This is a genomic window from Limosilactobacillus sp., assembly GCF_022482365.1.
GTDB lineage: Bacteria > Bacillota > Bacilli > Lactobacillales > Lactobacillaceae > Limosilactobacillus.
Window position 1 is genome coordinate 66,593 of the sequence record NZ_JAKVPE010000001.1, and the last position, 17,260, is coordinate 83,852.

Annotated in this window: 12 protein-coding genes and 1 pseudogene (1 of these 13 only partly in view); 7 read left to right on the plus strand and 6 right to left on the minus strand. The window is 48.0% G+C overall.

The genetic code is table 11. From position 1 onward, the window contains the following. Window positions 1–5,641, plus strand: the 3' end of a protein-coding gene (locus LKE23_RS00310) for a mucin-binding protein (RefSeq protein ID WP_291977456.1). It extends 24,620 nt beyond the left edge of the window; the window shows 5,641 of its 30,261 coding nt (coding positions 24,621–30,261); its start codon lies beyond the left edge, outside the window; its stop codon occupies window positions 5,639–5,641. A gap of 15 nt (window positions 5,642–5,656) precedes the next feature. After that, the gene (locus LKE23_RS00315) at window positions 5,657–7,621 is read left to right on the plus strand and encodes a mucin-binding protein (protein WP_291977457.1); all 1,965 of its coding nucleotides are present in this window, start codon (window positions 5,657–5,659) and stop codon (window positions 7,619–7,621) included. A gap of 390 nt (window positions 7,622–8,011) precedes the next feature. Here LKE23_RS00315 and LKE23_RS00325 read toward each other — a convergent pair. The 5 genes and pseudogenes from LKE23_RS00325 to LKE23_RS00345 all read right to left on the minus strand — a co-directional run. Next, window positions 8,012–8,704 (minus strand): annotated as a pseudogene (locus tag LKE23_RS00325) (IS66 family transposase); the annotation flags it as partial. Between the two features lie 34 nt (window positions 8,705–8,738). Beyond that, window positions 8,739–9,869, minus strand: coding sequence for an IS30 family transposase (locus tag LKE23_RS00330; RefSeq protein WP_291976173.1), 1,131 nt, complete (start codon window positions 9,867–9,869; stop codon window positions 8,739–8,741). Between the two features lie 52 nt (window positions 9,870–9,921). Continuing rightward, window positions 9,922–10,845, minus strand: a complete 924-nt coding sequence (locus LKE23_RS00335) for an IS66 family transposase (RefSeq protein ID WP_291977458.1) — start codon at window positions 10,843–10,845, stop codon at window positions 9,922–9,924. Between the two features lie 68 nt (window positions 10,846–10,913). Beyond that, on the minus strand, window positions 10,914–11,270 hold the full coding sequence (gene tnpB / locus LKE23_RS00340; protein WP_291977459.1) for an IS66 family insertion sequence element accessory protein TnpB: 357 nt from the start codon (window positions 11,268–11,270) through the stop codon (window positions 10,914–10,916). Then, complete coding sequence (locus tag LKE23_RS00345) at window positions 11,260–11,451, minus strand: hypothetical protein (protein WP_291977460.1); 192 nt, start codon at window positions 11,449–11,451, stop codon at window positions 11,260–11,262. The genes tnpB and LKE23_RS00345 overlap by 11 nt, the downstream gene beginning before the upstream one ends. 104 nt (window positions 11,452–11,555) lie before the next feature. On the opposite strand from LKE23_RS00345, the gene LKE23_RS00350 reads away from it, so the two are divergent. The 3 genes from LKE23_RS00350 to LKE23_RS00360 all read left to right on the plus strand — a co-directional run bounded on the left by LKE23_RS00350 (window position 11,556) and on the right by LKE23_RS00360 (window position 14,503). Further along, window positions 11,556–12,431, plus strand: coding sequence for an Rpn family recombination-promoting nuclease/putative transposase (locus LKE23_RS00350; RefSeq protein WP_291977461.1), 876 nt, complete (start codon window positions 11,556–11,558; stop codon window positions 12,429–12,431). Between the two features lie 465 nt (window positions 12,432–12,896). Beyond that, complete coding sequence (locus tag LKE23_RS00355; protein WP_291977462.1) at window positions 12,897–13,991, plus strand: AAA family ATPase; 1,095 nt, start codon at window positions 12,897–12,899, stop codon at window positions 13,989–13,991. A 65-nt stretch (window positions 13,992–14,056) separates the two neighbouring features. Continuing rightward, window positions 14,057–14,503 carry a DUF1828 domain-containing protein gene (locus LKE23_RS00360; RefSeq protein ID WP_291978324.1) on the plus strand — a complete coding sequence of 149 codons (447 nt, stop codon included), beginning with the start codon at window positions 14,057–14,059 and terminating at the stop codon, window positions 14,501–14,503. Between the two features lie 99 nt (window positions 14,504–14,602). Here the strand turns inward: LKE23_RS00360 and LKE23_RS00365 are convergent, their stop codons facing one another. Further along, on the minus strand, window positions 14,603–15,631 hold the full coding sequence (locus LKE23_RS00365) for a lactonase family protein (RefSeq protein ID WP_291977464.1): 1,029 nt from the start codon (window positions 15,629–15,631) through the stop codon (window positions 14,603–14,605). A 92-nt stretch (window positions 15,632–15,723) separates the two neighbouring features. On the opposite strand from LKE23_RS00365, the gene LKE23_RS00370 reads away from it, so the two are divergent. Then, a complete protein-coding gene (locus tag LKE23_RS00370) occupies window positions 15,724–16,581 on the plus strand; it encodes a methyltransferase domain-containing protein (RefSeq protein WP_291977465.1) in 858 nt (285 codons plus the stop codon). A gap of 168 nt (window positions 16,582–16,749) precedes the next feature. Further along, a complete protein-coding gene (gene trmL / locus LKE23_RS00375) occupies window positions 16,750–17,259 on the plus strand; it encodes a tRNA (uridine(34)/cytosine(34)/5-carboxymethylaminomethyluridine(34)-2'-O)-methyltransferase TrmL (protein ID WP_291977466.1) in 510 nt (169 codons plus the stop codon). The last annotated feature ends 1 nt before the right edge of the window (window position 17,260 follow it).

Below are 17,260 nucleotides of genomic sequence, written 5' to 3' on the forward strand. Positions count from 1 at the left end.
GTTCGTTCCGTATGTTCCATACACGACGCAAGCAGATACCCATACGGCAACGCGGATGATTGAGCTGCACCTGCCATCTGGCAACACGACATATGTTCCACAAAAGGTTGAATTCACACGGAACATCAACGTTTTGTCTGGCACGACTCAAAAGCTGAATGATGGCAAGGAGACTGCATGGACGGTTGCTAGCGGTTCTGCTACTAACTGGCCAGAATACACGCCAGAAAACGTGGACGGCTACGCACCAAACCCGGCAACGGTGGCTAAACAAGATGTCACGGCTAATACCGATGACACGGTGGTTGATGTCTACTACAACCAGACGACCCAAAAGGCCACGGTCAGCTTCGTTGATGACGACAATAACGGCGCTACTGTAGGCAACTCATACAGCATCAAAGGAACTTACGGTGAGGTTAAGAGTACCAACATCAGCAGCAACATCCCGACTAACTACGTCCTGAGTTCGACGCAGCCGGATGCTAACTACGGCAACACCTGGACGGTCGGCAAGAGTGATGTTTCGATCACCGTTCACTTAAAGCACGCAACTCAGGTCATCAATAGTCAGACGAAGAACGTGGTTCGGTCGATCTACCGGCAGTTCAAGGATGCCAACGACAAGGCTGAAAAGCTCGTGAACACCCAGACGGTTACCTTCGTCCAGAACACGACGAAGGACCTGGTAACTGGCAAGACAACGACCAGTGACTGGAAGAGTGACAACCCAGTTTGGGATGCCCAAACTGCTACCGACATTCCGGGCTACACGCTGGAAACTGATCACAGTTCAGCTCCAAAGGTAACGGTTACTTCTGATACCGCAGATGCCAAGGTAGTCTTCATCTACGACAGCAACTCGGGCAAATTGCCAGTTCAGTTCGTGGATGACGACAACAACCAGGCAGTAGTTCTGCAGTACGACGTTCCTGTCAAGACTGGTCTGACGGTCAAGACTGGGAAGCCGGCAACTGACGGGGCAGAGCCAACGACCTACTACACTGACGAGATTCCAGCAGGCTACACGCTGGTACCAAACCAGAATCTGAACTCAACCTTCACCTGGAACGGGACTGACACGCTCAGCCCAATGGTTGTCCACCTGACTCATGGGACGGCGACGAACAGCACGACTGAGTCCTTCACGCGGTACATCTACATTCAGCTTGGGTCCAACCCGTCGACGGTGCTGACCAGTCAAACGGTCACCCTGACGAAGACGACCACGGCTGATGCTGCAACTGGGACAGTCAAGTCGACCACCTGGTCCACTGGCTACTTCGCTCCGGTAGATGCACCAACTGAAAAAGGCTACACGCTGGCTAGCGATAGTCCGAAGTCGGCTGCCTTCACTACGATTGGCGGCTCTTCCACAACGCCAACCAACCCAGCGGACGTCACCTTCAAGTACAATGCCAACGAGACCGTCAAGATTATCTATGTTGATACTGGTCTGATGAACGGTGCCATCATCTTGAGCGGCAGCAATAGCACCCTCAGCAGCACCTCCCTGAGTGGGGTTGCGGATGGGAAGAGTGTCGCTACCAGCATTCAGGCTCCGAGTGACAAGTACGTCATCAGCAGCGTTCAGCAAGACGGTAAGGACTTGACCAATTACGCTAACTACACCTTTAAGGACGGCACTAATGGCGACATTACTGTCTACCTGAAGCATGCGGTCAAAGATTTCAAGATGCCGGTTCAATTCAAGCGGGAACTCATTCCACAAACGCAGAAGCTTGAAAACAACCAGCTGAAAGATAATTACCAAGAAGATGATGCACTTTCGGAAACCGTCACAGGTTCTGCCAATATGGAGACTGACCTGACAAATAACAAGAACTACGTTGTCAATTTGGACTCCAGTACTTTCAAGAGCCTTGATGAGCTGACTGTAGACCAGATGCCAAAATACGATGGCTTTAGCTTGCCAGAAGGTCAGACATTAGCTCAGATTATCGATAGTCAGTTCCCAGTCAGAATACCCGGTGACGTTGAAAACAGTGCCTACACTGTTGCGTTAAGTGGTTCGCAGATTGAAAAGATTATAGAAGAGCTTGGTGTGACGCCGGGCAATGAGATCTCTAGTGATGTTATTAAGGGTTCGACGGACACCGGTCAGTATATCGGTGAGGAAATTGCCGCAACTATTAAGTACAACAACAAGACGTACCCTGAAACGTTCCAGTTCATCGATAGCACGACTAATAAGGAAATTACCGATGCCGTTTACACGGACGATAAGGGCAGTACCTCGACGCTGCCGGGTGAACAGTCAATGTCTGTTCAGTATCTGCACCCTTATGGCAGTTCTTCCGGTGCTTACGGCATCACTGATCTGATTCAGAAGTATCAATCGCTTGGCTACACGGTTGTCAAGAATGGCTATGCGGATAATGTCAACACTCGTCAGGATCTGAGCAGCCACACCTACCAGATCGTTCTGGTCAAGAGCAGCATGCAGGATAGTCATACCGCCACGCGGAAGATTACGGTCAACAATGTCGATGGTACGTCGACGGTAACGTCGCAAGTGGCCAAGGTCACGCGGAGCGCCGTCTGGAACCAGGCAACCCAGCAGTATGATTATGGCGATTGGAACACCGGCACTTGGGAATCCGTCACGCCAGCTGCTGTTACCGGCTACACGCCAGTGATCCTGGTCGATGGCAATAGTGCCAACAGCATTCAAACTGTCACGGTCACTAACAAGACGCAGGATTCCAACGTTGTAGTCAGCTACACGCCAACGGAGTACGATGACTCAGTGGTCATTGAAGATCAGGACGTCAAGGATGCCGATGGCAACAACAAGGTCTTAGACACGCTGACGATTCCTGGGACGTATAACAAGACGATCGATACGACGGATGTCAATACCCAGCTGAATAATTATGAGGTAGGAGGCTATGAGGTTGTCAGAAACGAATTAGCCAACCCAACTACTCAGCCGGCTGAAGCCCATACCTACACGATCATCTTGAAGCACAAGACCCTGGATGTTACTGACAGCGCAGCCCCAACACGGACGATCACGGTTAACACGCCTGTAACGGTTGATGGCTCAACTTCAATTTCAGCGTCAACAGTTACTCAAACAGTGAAATTCACCCGGACGGGGACTAAAGACTTAGTAACGAAGGACACTAATTGGAATGCTTGGTCGGTTGCTACCGATTCACCAGCTCAGAATTGGGCTGAATACGATGCACCAACTATTGAGGGCTACACGGCAAAGCCAGCAAGCGTAGGTGCATTGGTTGTCAAGGCCACAACGGCAAACGCAACTGCTACGATTGACTACACGGGCAATGATCAAAGCATCAACATTACTTACGTTGATGATGACGAAAATGGCGCTCAAGTTGGCAATGTCCAACCTTTGACTGGTAAAACTGGTGAGACTGTTCCGATGAACATTGCAACGCTGGATGACTACAACATCAGCAGTGTCCAGCAGGGGGACAAGACGTTGACCAGTTATGCAACGTACACGTTCCTGCCAAGCGGCAACCAGAATGTTACGGTTCACTTGACGCATAAAGTCCAGACCGTAGCGGTTTCACTGACGTACACTCGGGATTATGAGACCAATTTAATGAATCCAGACTTTAAGACTGTAAAGGAAGAGTCCGGAAATAAATATAGTGCTCAAAACTATACGGGGACAGCCCATGTGAAAGTTGATCAAGTTACTAAGACGAAGACACTGGTTGACTATGAGATCAATAATCAGCAATCAATTCCGGCTGTTGATACATCAAAATTCCCTAAGATCGATGGGTACTCAAATTCTGCTTGGATTCAGGGTCAACTTATCTCGGATGCAAAACAATCTGATTATAACAATATTCAGCTGATGGCCATCCCAGCATCGATGCTGAAAACAGCCCTAGAAAATCAAATTGCTTCTGCAAGTGATCTTACGGCAGGATTAGAGTTTAGTAATGACGCTCAGGTTCGCTACTATCCAACTCTGTATGCAGACACGATTACCTTCAATGATACTAGTGGCAACAGTTTGACCGGTTCCCTCAGTCTTGGAAAGACTTACAATTGGCAGGATCAAGAATATCATAGTCACGTCGAATCAGGCGGAATTGCCTACACCGATACAATTACCAGTGCTGACAAGAAGAGCGTCACCGACGAGATTGCTGCTCTGGAAGCGCAAGGCTACCAGCTTCAGCAGGACGACCAATACACGAAGTTCACTTCGCTGACGACGCAGCCAGCTGAAAAGGTAACGATCAACCTGACCTTTGCCAAGGTTTACAACGACACGGTTAACTTTGTTGATGCGGATGCTAACAACAAGTCAATCAATGATTCCGTAACGCTTTCAAACTTGAAGGCGGGGGATACCCTTGATTTGACGAACGTCAACACTATAATTGCTGCCTTAAAGGCAAAGCACTATGTATTGCAGACCAATGAGCTTGATGGTGTAACGACTCAGCCAGCCGCAAACAAGACCTACACGATCAGCTTCACTGAAGGCAGGGACTATGTGGCAGTGCCAGATAAGACCTTTACCTACAAGCTGGTACGGGTGCAGGAAAATGCTGATGGGACGACAACTTCCGAGACATTAGTCAACTCAACGGCTACGGTTTCCGGTAAGCAGTTTACCAACCTAATCACTGGCGAGACATTGGGCGATCCAATCTACACAACGACTAACCCGACTTCAATCGGCGGTGGAAACCTTGCCACGCGGTTAGCTGGCAAGACCACTGGTGATCAGGGTCAGTACCATGCACCAGCAGGTTGGGACTACGTAGACAAGGGTTCCATTAAGTCCTATGGTCTTGATGCGGACGGCAACGTCACTAAATGGTATGTTCCGGTACTGACTGAAAGCCAGATGACGGCTTTAGCTGACAAGGGTACCTTTAGCTACACTGATACGGTTTACTGCAAGCCATACTACACAAACAGTTATAACTTTGAGGATGCCGACACCGGCGCCAGCCTACATGCTTCGATGACGACGACGACCACCTACCAGGCGACCGTCAACTTGACCGACGTTAACCAGGTCATCTCCGATCTGGAGAGCCAAGGCTACACTGTTAAGAGCAATCCGCTGACGACGGGGATGACCCAGGTCGCAAATGGTAAGACCTACACGATCACCTTCCAGAAGGCTTCTGGCACGACCTACGTCAGCGTCGCCCGTGCGTTTGCTCCGTACAAGACGACTGACGGGACAATCCCAGAAAGCTTAAAGACGAGTGATCCGAGCTACCTTACCAGCCAGTCCTGGGGTGTCCAGCGGGCAACCGTCAAGGTTCAGTGGTCGCTGAATACCGCCACTGGCTCAAACTCCATCGTCAGTGTGGCCTGGGCTGACAGCGGCAACACGCTGAGCAGCCGGGACGCCAACACTGTTCTGTCCGAGGCACCGTCCATTGACGGCTACGTCATGATGCCTGGCGAAGCCCAGACGCTGCAAAGCAACTACGACACTGCAAAGGCTACGGCACCATCTGATGTCAATACCTATGCACAGGACGTCTTTGGTGACGTGCCACTGAACGAAGTGGAAGCCTTCCTGAAGTTCTACGGCTGGAAGACGACTGGAACCGCGGCTAGTCCGCAGGTAACGGACCCGATGATTACCGCTATTCCGTAGATCCCAACTAGCCATGTGGCAACGAAGACGGTACCAAGGAATGTTACCGAAACTATTAACTATCAGTATGAGGATGGCACCACGGCTTCTCCGTCAGTCACCAAGACAGTAACCTTCAATAAGACTATAACCTACGATCCAACGGTTACCGGCTCAGAGAAGGTTTGGTCGGAATCCGATTGGGACGCGGCAAGCAGGACGTTTGACGATGTAGCCTCGCCAGAGATTGCGGGTTACACTGCTGATCAGACGACGGTCACGGGTGCCACGGTTACACCAACGTCTACTAACATCACCAAGACGGTGACCTATAAGGCGAACGCGTGTAGCTTAACGTTAGAGATTGTCGACGCCGATGATAGCAACAAAGTTCTAGACTCGATGATCATTAACGGCAACACGAGCACGACCATGAGCAAGGAGAACCTGAACAACAACTATCAGACGACCCTGCAAAAGATTGCTCACTATGAGAATCTGAGCATTGACTCGGCTTCACAGACAGAGTTGGACAAAGGCTACACCTTTAGTGCCGATTCGAATCAAACTGTGAAGGTTCTTGTTCACCATAAGACGATGACTCAGCACCCAACACAGCAAGCAGCACGGCATGTGTTCAATTCGTTGGAGGGTCAATCCGGGTCGACGCTGCAAATCAACCAGCCGTATAAGTTCCATTATGATGAAACTTATGATCTATTTACCAACAAGCCCGTCAAGGATACCAACTTTATTTATGACACGAAGATCGATTCGGTTACGGCTAAGGCCTATGATGGCTATACGGTCACTAACCCTGATGCCGCCCCAGCACTCACCTTGGAGCAGCTGGTCACGGTTAAGGATGGTCTGGCGAATAACAAACAACCTGCCGATGTTACCTTCAAGTATGTGCTGAATTCCTACACGAACTCCTACAAGTTTGTGGATGCTGACGGAACGGCCATCCATGCCGAGCTGGCAGGGAAGCTGACTAAGTACACCCAGTCAGTTGATCTGACAGACGTCAACAAGGTGATTGATGATCTGGTAGCCAGTGGCTACAAGGTTACGTCCAATCCGTTGACGACTGGGATGGCCCAAGTGCTGAATGGTAAGACTTATACGATTAAGTTTGATCACCAGACTTCGACCAGTGTTGAAACTGCAACGGCGACCTTAAAGGTTCACTACACCGGTGCAGGAGATAAGACATTATTAGATAGCGTTGAGGATGTTAACATTTCCCGGACGCACACAATTGATGAAGTTACTAAGACAGATACCAGCACAGCATGGGTACCTGCCAAGAGCACCTATAATACGGTTTACAATCCGGTGGTTTCTGGCTATGTAATCACGAATGTTGACAATAACGGCAGCACGGACGGCGGCAAGACCGTTTCCGGCGTTGCCGTGGGCGATAAGAGCAAGACAATCACGGTCACCTACCAGGCGGTTGGTAAGTACGTGCCAGTGATGCAGCTTAATGGACTGCCGGTCTATGGTTACGAACAAGCCCAGGGACTTACTAGTGCAACTGATCATAGCTGGAGTTATACCAATGACCCGACTGATCCAACGAAGGTCACAGCTTCTCCAATTGCCCCAACGATTGATGGTTGGACGCAAGTGTCTGCGTTACCGACTACAATTACTAACCCAACTGAGGATACGAATGTTAGCTACAGCCAGAACACCATTAATGATAAGATTATCTACACGTTAAATGGTACCCAATTCAGTACTGCAAACGTTCCTGTGCAGTATCTTACACAACTCAAGGATCTTGCAAGCGACGCTAATGTTCAAAGTAATGCCCCATCGGGCTATGAGGTGGCTACTATTGATAAGTCAAACCTTCCTAGCGATGGGCTTCAGGGTACAAAGCCGTTGACCATTACTGCTACCCTTGTGCCAGTAAGTGGAACTGCTAGTTTTGTAGCATTAGCTTCCTCGACAAGAGCAACTACTAATCAAACCAACTCATCTGTTGATTAACAATCGCTTCAGATTGCGATAGCAAAAACGAAGGCGTGAATTATCGATTTCGATAGTTCACGTCTTTTCGTTTGCCCTGCGACGGGCGATGAAAATTGAATTGAAAACGGCGGCGGGCGGCAGTGAAAAATTTCCCGGGAAATTTTTCGTGAGTTTGGCGATTTCTTCCGTACTTATATATTAGGAGGTGCAATAACCTTCGAATATGAAGTGTAAGCACCCAATAACGATACGTATTGAAAAAGATAAGGCTTGAGCCACCAAAATCAGTGGCCCAAGCCTTTTTGCCTTAGATATGACACTCCTGTTGTACTGTAAGCACCCAATAACGACACGCATTGAAAAAATTAAGGCTTGAGCCACCAAAATTAGTGGCCCAAGCCTTTTTCCTTAGATATGACATTCCTGTTGTACTTGCTCTGCCCATGGTAAATAAGCCTCAATGGCTTCCCCATTGCGGTTAGGTAAATAATCGAACAGATACTGAAAGTATTTGTAGATGTTTAAATGATTTTGTTTCGCTGTGCTTACGATTGTGTAGTAAATTGCGCTTGCTTTGGCACCGCGAATGCTTTTCGCAAACAAGCTATTCTTGCGAATCAAGGTTGATGGTCGAATAGCTTGTTCAACCGGATTATTGGTTAGCGGTACTTCGCCATTTTCAAAAATTCGGTAAACTCGTGACCGCAAGTTGATGGCATTTTGGATGGCGTTCCGTAATTTTCCTATCGGGCTGATTACGTGACTGATATAGTCATAAAACTTATCCATCAGTGGCCGCATTTTCTCTTGACGCTGCTTCAGTTTTTCATCAGGGTTCTGATATTCAAGCTGATTTTCCGTATGGAAAATCGGTCGTAATAAATTTACTGCCTGTTGAGCTACTGAATGCTTAGCTTTCTTTAGTTCGAGCGTCTTAATGATATTAGTGAATTCCCGCCGGATATGAACCAAGCAAGTACCGAAGTTAGCGGTTGGGTAGAGCTTATCACTATAACCGCCATAGCCGTCACAGACGATTATTCCTTCGTAGTCACTTCCCATGATTTCGCCAATCGCTTTTCCAGAACGAGTATTAAAATAATCCTAAATTTCAAGAATAAGTTAGCCACTGGACTCAAATAAATAATACTGACCAATTGATTATTGGTTGATGGAGCTGTGATATCTCTTGGTAGAAGGCCTTACGATAGATATCCATTGACGAATGTCCATTAAACATAGCTCGTGGATAGTGATTCATCCAATCATTAGTCGCTATGATCTGAGCACTACTATAGTTATTTATAGCTTCACCTTTGGTAATCTCCTTGCGGAGAAACCGGTTATTGATCTCATTGGATCCACGTTCCCAAGGGGAATACGGATCAGCATAGAAAACATGATCGTGAACTTGTGTTAACTCACTAAATTCTGAACCGTTGTCAGAGGTTATTGTCTTAAAAATGCGATAGTAAGCATCTGTGCCCATTTTCTGGCGCAAATTTATAAAGAACTGATTTACTGCATGCGCAGTTTTACCAGCAATTTTACTCGTGATATTAACTCGTGAAAGGCGATCAGTCATTACTAGTACAACACTGTCATTACCGTTTTTCTGTCCCTGAACTGTATCCAGTTCCCAATGGCCAATTTCGGACCGTTGGTCCGCAGTTTGAGGTCGTTGAGCAATATTAGGCCCTAAGCACCTTTTAGCTTGCGGATGAGTTTGATGATGCTTACGTTTAGGTTTTTCAAAGAGGTCTAAATTGGACGTACGAAGCACACCCTCATTAATCCATTGATATAAAGTTACAACCGACTTTGGGATCAGGGTGCCATCATTCATTAAATCTCGAGCCTTATAAATAACCGCTTGTGGGGAGTAATGGTGGTCGTCAAACTCACCAAGCATTAGCTGATCAGCTAATCGTAAAAATTGCTTTGAAGAATAATATAAGCGACGACGACCAGAATGGCGGTGATGTTCAAGATATGTGGCCTGACCAGCTTCATAACTATAGATGTAGTAAGAATATTCGTAAATCTTACCATTAGATTTTTGACGACGAAGTTGGCGGACCGTACCACGGTTGAGCTCGTTATTAATTGTTTGATGATTAACTCCTAATTGGCGACCAATTGCGCGATTGGAAAGTCCTTGCGACTTTAAAGTCGCAATCATCACACGTTCTTCTTTAGTAAGATGAGCATTCTTTTTATGAGTAGTCAATAAAATAGTAGACATGGTATCATTTAAGTGCGTCATTTGACGGACATCCTTTCATATAGGTTTGGTTCACTTAATATGATACCTGATGTCACGCCGAATGGCGTTTTTTATTTACCACCAACTGGGTGGCTAACTTCATTCTATAATCTACCGTATTAAAATAATGGAAAACTGTCAGGTGATGGCGACTAAATTCCTTAACGGTGCGGGTCGCCCAAAAATAACAGTTAGTTTTATGCTCCTCCAGTACCGAAATCGGAGTTTCATCCATGTGAATAACCCTTTCGGTCCGCATTAATTCGATTAATTTTTCATAGAGTGGTTGTAAATAAACCTCACTGACTTTAATCACATTGTTCGCAATTAACTTATCGTCAACCGGGAACCCCAACTCAGTCCAAAGCTTCAACTGACGATGAAAGGGCAATGCTAAGTTAAATTTGAGCTCACACACTTTAGCCAGAATACTACTTGAAAAATAGCTATGTGGCAGAAGCGTTCGGGGAGCTTCACTATTAACCAAGACATCTTTGCCTTCTGGATGACATTGTAAACATTTGTATGTTTCCTGAAAAAGATTTCGACAATATAATTCCGCAGGCTTCAATGTTGCCTCACGACTATAAAGACGCTGACTGATCTTATGCATCTCTTTGTGGCAGTACGGACACCGTTTGTCCGCAAGCGGTAAGACTTCGTTTACTTGTGGTAAATTATCCAAAAAAGCGGCACGCTTCCCGCTAACCTTTGGTTTGCGGTGACGTACCACTTGCTTTCGGTCAACAGTAATAACCTCAGTAACGCTCTGACCTTGGCCTTGCATTGCTGAAAGCTGTTCTTCATTAAATAATGATTGCTGACCCTTCGTTATTGTTTCAAAAACTTCAGTTTTTTTCCCATATAATTGGTTTTGCTGCAGTTTGATGATTGCAGTCAATTTTGCAATCTTTTGATTGGCCGCTTGCAGTTGCTTCTCAAGCTCCGCAATCCGTTCATCAGCTGAAGTCGTCATAGTACGTCACCTCCTTTTGACCAATAATTCTTTATTATTATATCAAAAGAACAACGTTTTAAACAGTACTAATATAGGCTCCCCGGTTGAGCTTGATGGACACCCGGAGTTGGAAATGGATTAAGTCCTTTCAGTAATCGCCTTAGCTGTTTAGTGGAAAGTAATCGGGCTTCTGAGCTTACTCGTGGCCATTTCAAGCGACCATTTTCGAAACGCTTATAGAGCAGAATAAATCCTTCACCGTCCCAGAAGAGTGCTTTGAAACGATCATTACGTGAACCGCAAAATAGAAATAGGGAATTACTATAAAGTTCGATTCCATAATTTTCGGCAATCACCATTGCCAAGCCATCAATGCCTTTTCTTAAATCAGTTTTTCCGCAAACAATATAGACATGATCGGGATCATACCAATTAACGAGCATAACGGACAATCACTTTAGCTAGTTCCACCGCTAGGTTGGAACTGGCTCCCTTAAAGACAGTTAATTTAACACCATTGCTTTCAATCTGAGCTGCCAAACGTGTTCGAAAAGGGTGTGCTTGTGGGGAAGCAGTGGTTTTAGTAGTAAATTTTGGCGTTATGATTTCATGCTTTTCTTCCATAGATAAAGGACCTCCTTACTGAACAACTTCAGTATACGGGGTCCCAAAGACAAATTATAGGCGTGTGGTTATAGTATGCTTACTATGAAGTTGGGGGGACTGTCATGAGCAATCGAGAACAGGAGATGCAGGCCGCCGCGGCCAAATGGGAGCGGCTGACGCTGGCGGATGACCGGATGTTTGGGATGGTCATGGAGGACGAACAGATTTGCCTGGAAGTGCTGCAGCGGATTTCCCCGGAGCTGAAGATCAAGCAAGTTCAGCAAGTGGCGACGCAGAAACAGGTTAACACTTCGCTGGATGTCAAGTCGCCGCGCTTTGATGTCTTTGTGCGCGACGATCAGGGACGCATTTATATTCTGGAAATGCAGGTGAAGAATAATCATAACTTGCCTTTCCGGGTGCAGTACTATCTGGATCACGCGGATGTGCTTAAGCCAGGTGATGAATATGACGAGGAACACGTGAACCCGATTTATATAGTCTTCTTTTGTGATTTTGATTATTACGAAAGGGGGAAAATGTGTTATCGTTTTAGCTTGAAAGAAGATGATGAACCCGACTTATTAGCTGGGGTCGGTTTGCGGTTAGTGGTGTTTAACGCTAAGGCAAAAGACTTTCGTGGTAAAATAAAGCTAGCAGGATTCTTGCGGCTGATGCACAACGAGCGGACGCCGGAGGATGAATTAGCGGAACGGATTTACCAGAAGATGGAACGAATTAAGCACGATCCGGAAAGGCGGGAGAGCTTTATGAAATACGAATTGGATTTGATGGATGCGCGGAAAGAAGGCCGCGACGAAGGCCAAGCGATCGGCTTGAAGAATGGTGAGGCAATTGGCCTTAAGAAAGGAATTACTGGAACAACCAAAGTCCTAATCGGCCTCAAGCTAGATGACGAAACGGTTGTTCATAAATTGATGGATACGTACAATCTTTCTTCTAAGGAAGCATGGAATTATCTAGAGCAAGCACGATAGTATGGCGGGAGGCAGCTGTGAGACTTGATCTCATAGTTGCCTTTTCATTTTATAAAAGGCTTTCATGATAAAATGAGGTTAGCAGGATTCCTGCGGCTGATGCACAGCCAGGGCATCATTTAGGCAAAATAACGTGGTACTTACCATAATCGATATAGATAGTAAATTATTGAATTTTGTTGATAGTTATAGTACATTTTGTATGCAGGATAAGGTCACAGAACCTACCAAAACTGTTTTATATAAAGGTTAGGGAGCCTATCAAAACCCTTTTATATAGAGGCCACAGGACCTATCAAAACTGTATTACTGCAATATTGGCTTGGCTGGTGCAATTAACCAGCTTTTTTTATTTGCCTGTAAATTCGTAAAGATTCATTTTGCAGATATAAAGAGATATAAAAATTGAAAGAAGATATAAAAAGATATAAAATAGAATCAAAGATATAAAAAGGAGTGAGGATAATGGACAATCCTTTTAATCCGAGCTTTGGGATGCAACCGACCGTTCTTTTAAATCGTGACCAAATTTTAAGTAGTTTGGTTGAGGACATTAAGCGCCTTACCACCCCGTACCGAACGACGCTGATTTATGGAGCACGGGGAGTTGGAAAGACGGTCTTCATGAACGCAGTCGGCAGTCGGATTGACCAGGACCCACAGTGGACGACGGTTCATTTGATTATCGGTGAAAATATGGTTGGCCGGCTAACCGAAATGCTATATCAGCAGACCACTGGTAAATTGCAGAAGCTCTTTCGCGAGATTGCAGGGGTTAACCTCAACTTTGGCGGGGTGGGTGTTAAATTTGATATTAAGGATGCTCAAACGGCCAACTATCAGTATCTGCTAAGCCAGATGTTAAAAATCATGCAGCAACACCAGCAGAAGCTTCTAGTAATGATTGATGAGGCCCAGGATGTTCCGGGGATGGTGGAACTCGCTTCCGTGTATCAAGTCATGATTAGCCAGGGCTTGCCAATCTCGATCATCATGACCGGCCTGCCTAAAAACGTCCAAGAGCTGCAGAATAACCATGTGTTAACTTTTCTTTTGCGAAGTGGGCGCATTAATCTTTCACCTTTGGACTACTATGACATTCGTGCCCAGTATCAGCGGGAATTAAGCAAACGTGATCCCGAGATTGATCCGATGGTGGTGCGACGAATTGCGCAGTTAGCAGACGGGTATGCCTATGCCTTCCAGCTGCTCGGCTACTTAATTTGGCGAAGCCCTGACAAACGGATTACAGTGCAGACGATCAATGCGGTGCTGCCGGAGTATCAGGCGCAATTGAGCCGAAACGCTTATAGCAAAATGCTGGAGGAGCTGTCGCCGGTTGATCAGCAGTTTGTGATTGTAATGGCGAAGGCGCCAACAGACCCCGTTTCGGCTGCCTACCTCGGTGCTAAGCTCAACAAGAAGCCAGGCTACGTGGGGGTATACCGGCGGCGGTTAATTGACAGTCAAATCATCGTGCCGGCGGGCTATGGAATGGTTAAATTCGCTCTACCACTATTTAAGGAATTCCTGATTGATGATGGGCAATATTTGATATAATTTTTTCGTATAATTTTGTTTCTTTTCCGTATTTACTAGTCAGCAAATAAAAAGAGGTGATCTTGGTGGATGCATTTACTGTGGACAAAGAATTGGACCAGCTTAATAAGCGCTGGGCAAAGTGGGGAAGCGAACAAACAGAGTTTAAGCGAGTGGACGGCCATACAATTCAGGTTCTTACTCCATTTACGGACGCCTTTGACGATGGCATCTTGTTTGAGATTGTTTCCGATGATCACGGAACATATTCTGTTACTGACAAGGGCTATACTATTTGGAATCTCGAGACCAATGGGATCAACGTTTCCCGGCAGGAATCGAATCGTTACCAGCTTCTGAATTCAATTGTCAGAGCCCATCAATGTTCGATTACAGATACTAAAGAAATCAAAAGGGATGATTTGAAGTTAGCGGATTTACCCCAAGCAATCACGGATTTTATTCAAGTTTTGATTAATGTATCCGGCATTGCTTTCCTAAATAGCGGGGATCCCCAATCTGACCCCCGATAAATCCACAGATTTATCGGGTCCCAAATGCTATATTTTAAAAATCAAAACGGGTGTTCACGAGAATTTCTCATGAGCACCCGTTGCTTTTAACTTAAATGATTACTTCCACAGCTGAACGCAAACCGGCTCTGGGCAGGCAACGTCCTTTTGAAGCATGGTCAGCTTACCAGTGGCGCTGTCCCGCTTGTAGAGGGTCAGGTTGTCGCTGTTCTGGTTGGAGGCCAGCAGGTAGGCGTCGTCGTGGCTGAGGTTGAAGTCCCGTGGGAAGTCACCCTCAGTGGAGATCGATTGGATGTGCTTGACGGTGAAGTCCGGTTGAACTGCGAAGACGGCGATCGTGTTCTCGCCCCGGTTGGAGGTGTAGATGAACTTGCCGTCACGGGAGAAGCGGATGGCAGCAGCACCGTTGTGGGCGGTCCAGTCGGCCGGGATGGTCTTGATCGTCTGGACGTGGGTGAAGCTGGCATCGGCGGCGTTGTACTTCAGGACCTCGAGCTTGCTGCTGAGTTCACCCAGCACGTAGGCGTACTTGCCATTCGGGTGGAAGGCAATGTGACGGGTTCCGAAGCCGTCCTCGCACTTGTAGCGGGAAACGGCAGTCAGCTTGCCGTCAGCGGAAACGTCGTAAACCACCAGCAGGTCCATCCCCAGGTCGCAGACGACCAGGCGCTTGTCCGGCGTCAGGTCGGCGTAGTGAACGTGCGGTGCTTCCTGTTCCGGCCGCGGACCGGTGGCACCCTGGTGGGTTACGGAATCCGTCTGGGTCAGGGTCCCGTCGGCGTTGATCTTGAAGACGTCAACCTTGGCCGTGTGGTAGTTGGCACTGTAGAGCAGTTGGCGGTCACGGTCCAAGCCAACGTATGCCGGTGGGGCACCCGCTGCCAGGACCTTGGAGAGCATCTTGGCGTTGTCGTCCTTCAGTGAGTAGGAGGCCACGCCACCCTGGTCGTCGATCTGCTTGATGGCAAAGACAAGGTCATCATCACCAACCTGCAGGTAGGCCGGCTTCTGTGATGGGATCGCCAGCTTGACGTCGGTCAGCTTGCCGGCCGCATCGTCCAGGGTGACGGCGTAGACACCCTTGCTATCCTTTTTCGTATACGTTCCAATTAGAAATTTCTCTTCCACTATGGAATCCCCCTTTGAAAATGCTTACTTATATAATAGCAAAATTCTCGTTGTGGTAAACTATAAAATATTAAAACAAAGGAAGAATTAACGTGAAAAAAGTAGAAAAGAAACGGCAACTGGTCGCCGCCCACCGCGACCTCTATCGCTGCCCGGTCTGCCACCGGCTGATCCAGACAGTCGATCAATCCGGGATCGTCTGTGAAAACGGGCACCGGATTGATTTCAACAAACACGGCTACCTGCATTTCCTGAATGGGGCGGCCGACACCGAGTACGGGCGGGAAATGTTCGTTGCCCGCCGGCAATTATTGTCCGCGGGGCTTTTCTTGCCAATCGTCCGGGCGATGGCGGCCCACCTGCCGGCCCGCCCGCAGCGGATTCTGGACGTCGGCACGGGGGAGGGGACGCCCCTGCTTCAACTGGCCCAGCAGCGGCCGGGGCAGGATGACTGCCTGGTCGGCTTTGACATCTCTAAGGCCGGGATCACCCTGGCGACCCAGCTCGACCTGGCCGCCTTCTTCTGCGTGGCCGACCTGCGCCAGCTGCCCTTTAACGACGACAGCTTCGACGTGGTGATGGAGCTCTTCTCGCCGTCGGACTATGCCGAGTTCAACCGGGTCCTGGCCCCCGGTGGGACGCTGCTCAAGGTGATCCCCAACAGCGACTACCTGATTGAGCTGCGCCACCTTCTCTATGGCACCGCGGACAACCACTCCCACTACGACAATTCGCGGGTCCGGGAGCTCTTCTTCAAGCACTACCCGCAGGCGAGCCTGGAGCGGGTCCGCTACCAGTTCACAATCCCGGACGGTCTCCAGCAGGCCCTGGTGGAGATGACGCCCCTGCACTGGGGAAAGGGCGCTAAACGCCTGTCGGACGGGGACTTAGCCGCCCTGCATTCCGTGACGGTCGACGTCAGTTTGTTGGTTGCCCAAAAAAATTCGTAAAATTGTTTGCACAAACGACGAAATGGTGCTAAAGTACTATCAGAAATCGTTTAGCAATTGACATCGAACAGATTCGTTGGTAGTTGCTAAGGAGTACTTCATTAAAGCAGCGTTTCGCCGTGCCCACACCGAGACCCTGCTTTTTTTATTTGTGAGGAGAAATTGAGAATGACTAATCACATCGTACTATTTGAACCGCTCTTCCCAGCTAACACGGGCAACATCGCCCGGACCTGCGCGGGGACGAACACCGAGCTCCACCTGATCAAACCGCTGGGCTTTTCGACCGACGACAAGCACATGAAGCGGGCGGGACTGGACTACTGGGACAAGGTCAAGATCACCTACCACGACGACCTCCAGGAATTCGTGGCCAGCGTGCCGGACATCAATAAGCTCTACCTGGTCTCCAAGTTCGCCAGCCGCGACTACACCGACGTCGACTACACGACCCCGGGGGATCACTACTTCCTCTTTGGCAAGGAGACGACCGGCCTGCCGGAGCAGTTCATGCGGCGCTACCCGGACAACGCCATCCGAATCCCGCAAAACGATGACAACATCCGGGCACTGAACCTCTCCAACAGCGCGGCCATCGTGATCTACGAGGCCCTGCGGCAACAGAGCTTCCCCAACCTGGCCCGGGTTCACACCTACCATTTTGACAAGCTGAAGTAGG

What these genes read in the sequence shown, in the direction of transcription:
- LKE23_RS00330 (WP_291976173.1), bottom strand. Translation starts at nt 9,869, where the DNA reads ATGACGCACTTAAATGATACCATGTCTACTATTTTATTGACTACTCAT.
- LKE23_RS00335 (WP_291977458.1), bottom strand. Translation starts at nt 10,845, where the DNA reads ATGACGACTTCAGCTGATGAACGGATTGCGGAGCTTGAGAAGCAACTG.
- tnpB (WP_291977459.1), bottom strand. Translation starts at nt 11,270, where the DNA reads ATGCTCGTTAATTGGTATGATCCCGATCATGTCTATATTGTTTGCGGA.
- LKE23_RS00345 (WP_291977460.1), bottom strand. Translation starts at nt 11,451, where the DNA reads ATGGAAGAAAAGCATGAAATCATAACGCCAAAATTTACTACTAAAACC.
- LKE23_RS00350 (WP_291977461.1), top strand. Translation starts at nt 11,556, where the DNA reads ATGAGCAATCGAGAACAGGAGATGCAGGCCGCCGCGGCCAAATGGGAG.
- LKE23_RS00355 (WP_291977462.1), top strand. Translation starts at nt 12,897, where the DNA reads ATGGACAATCCTTTTAATCCGAGCTTTGGGATGCAACCGACCGTTCTT.
- trmL (WP_291977466.1), top strand. Translation starts at nt 16,750, where the DNA reads ATGACTAATCACATCGTACTATTTGAACCGCTCTTCCCAGCTAACACG.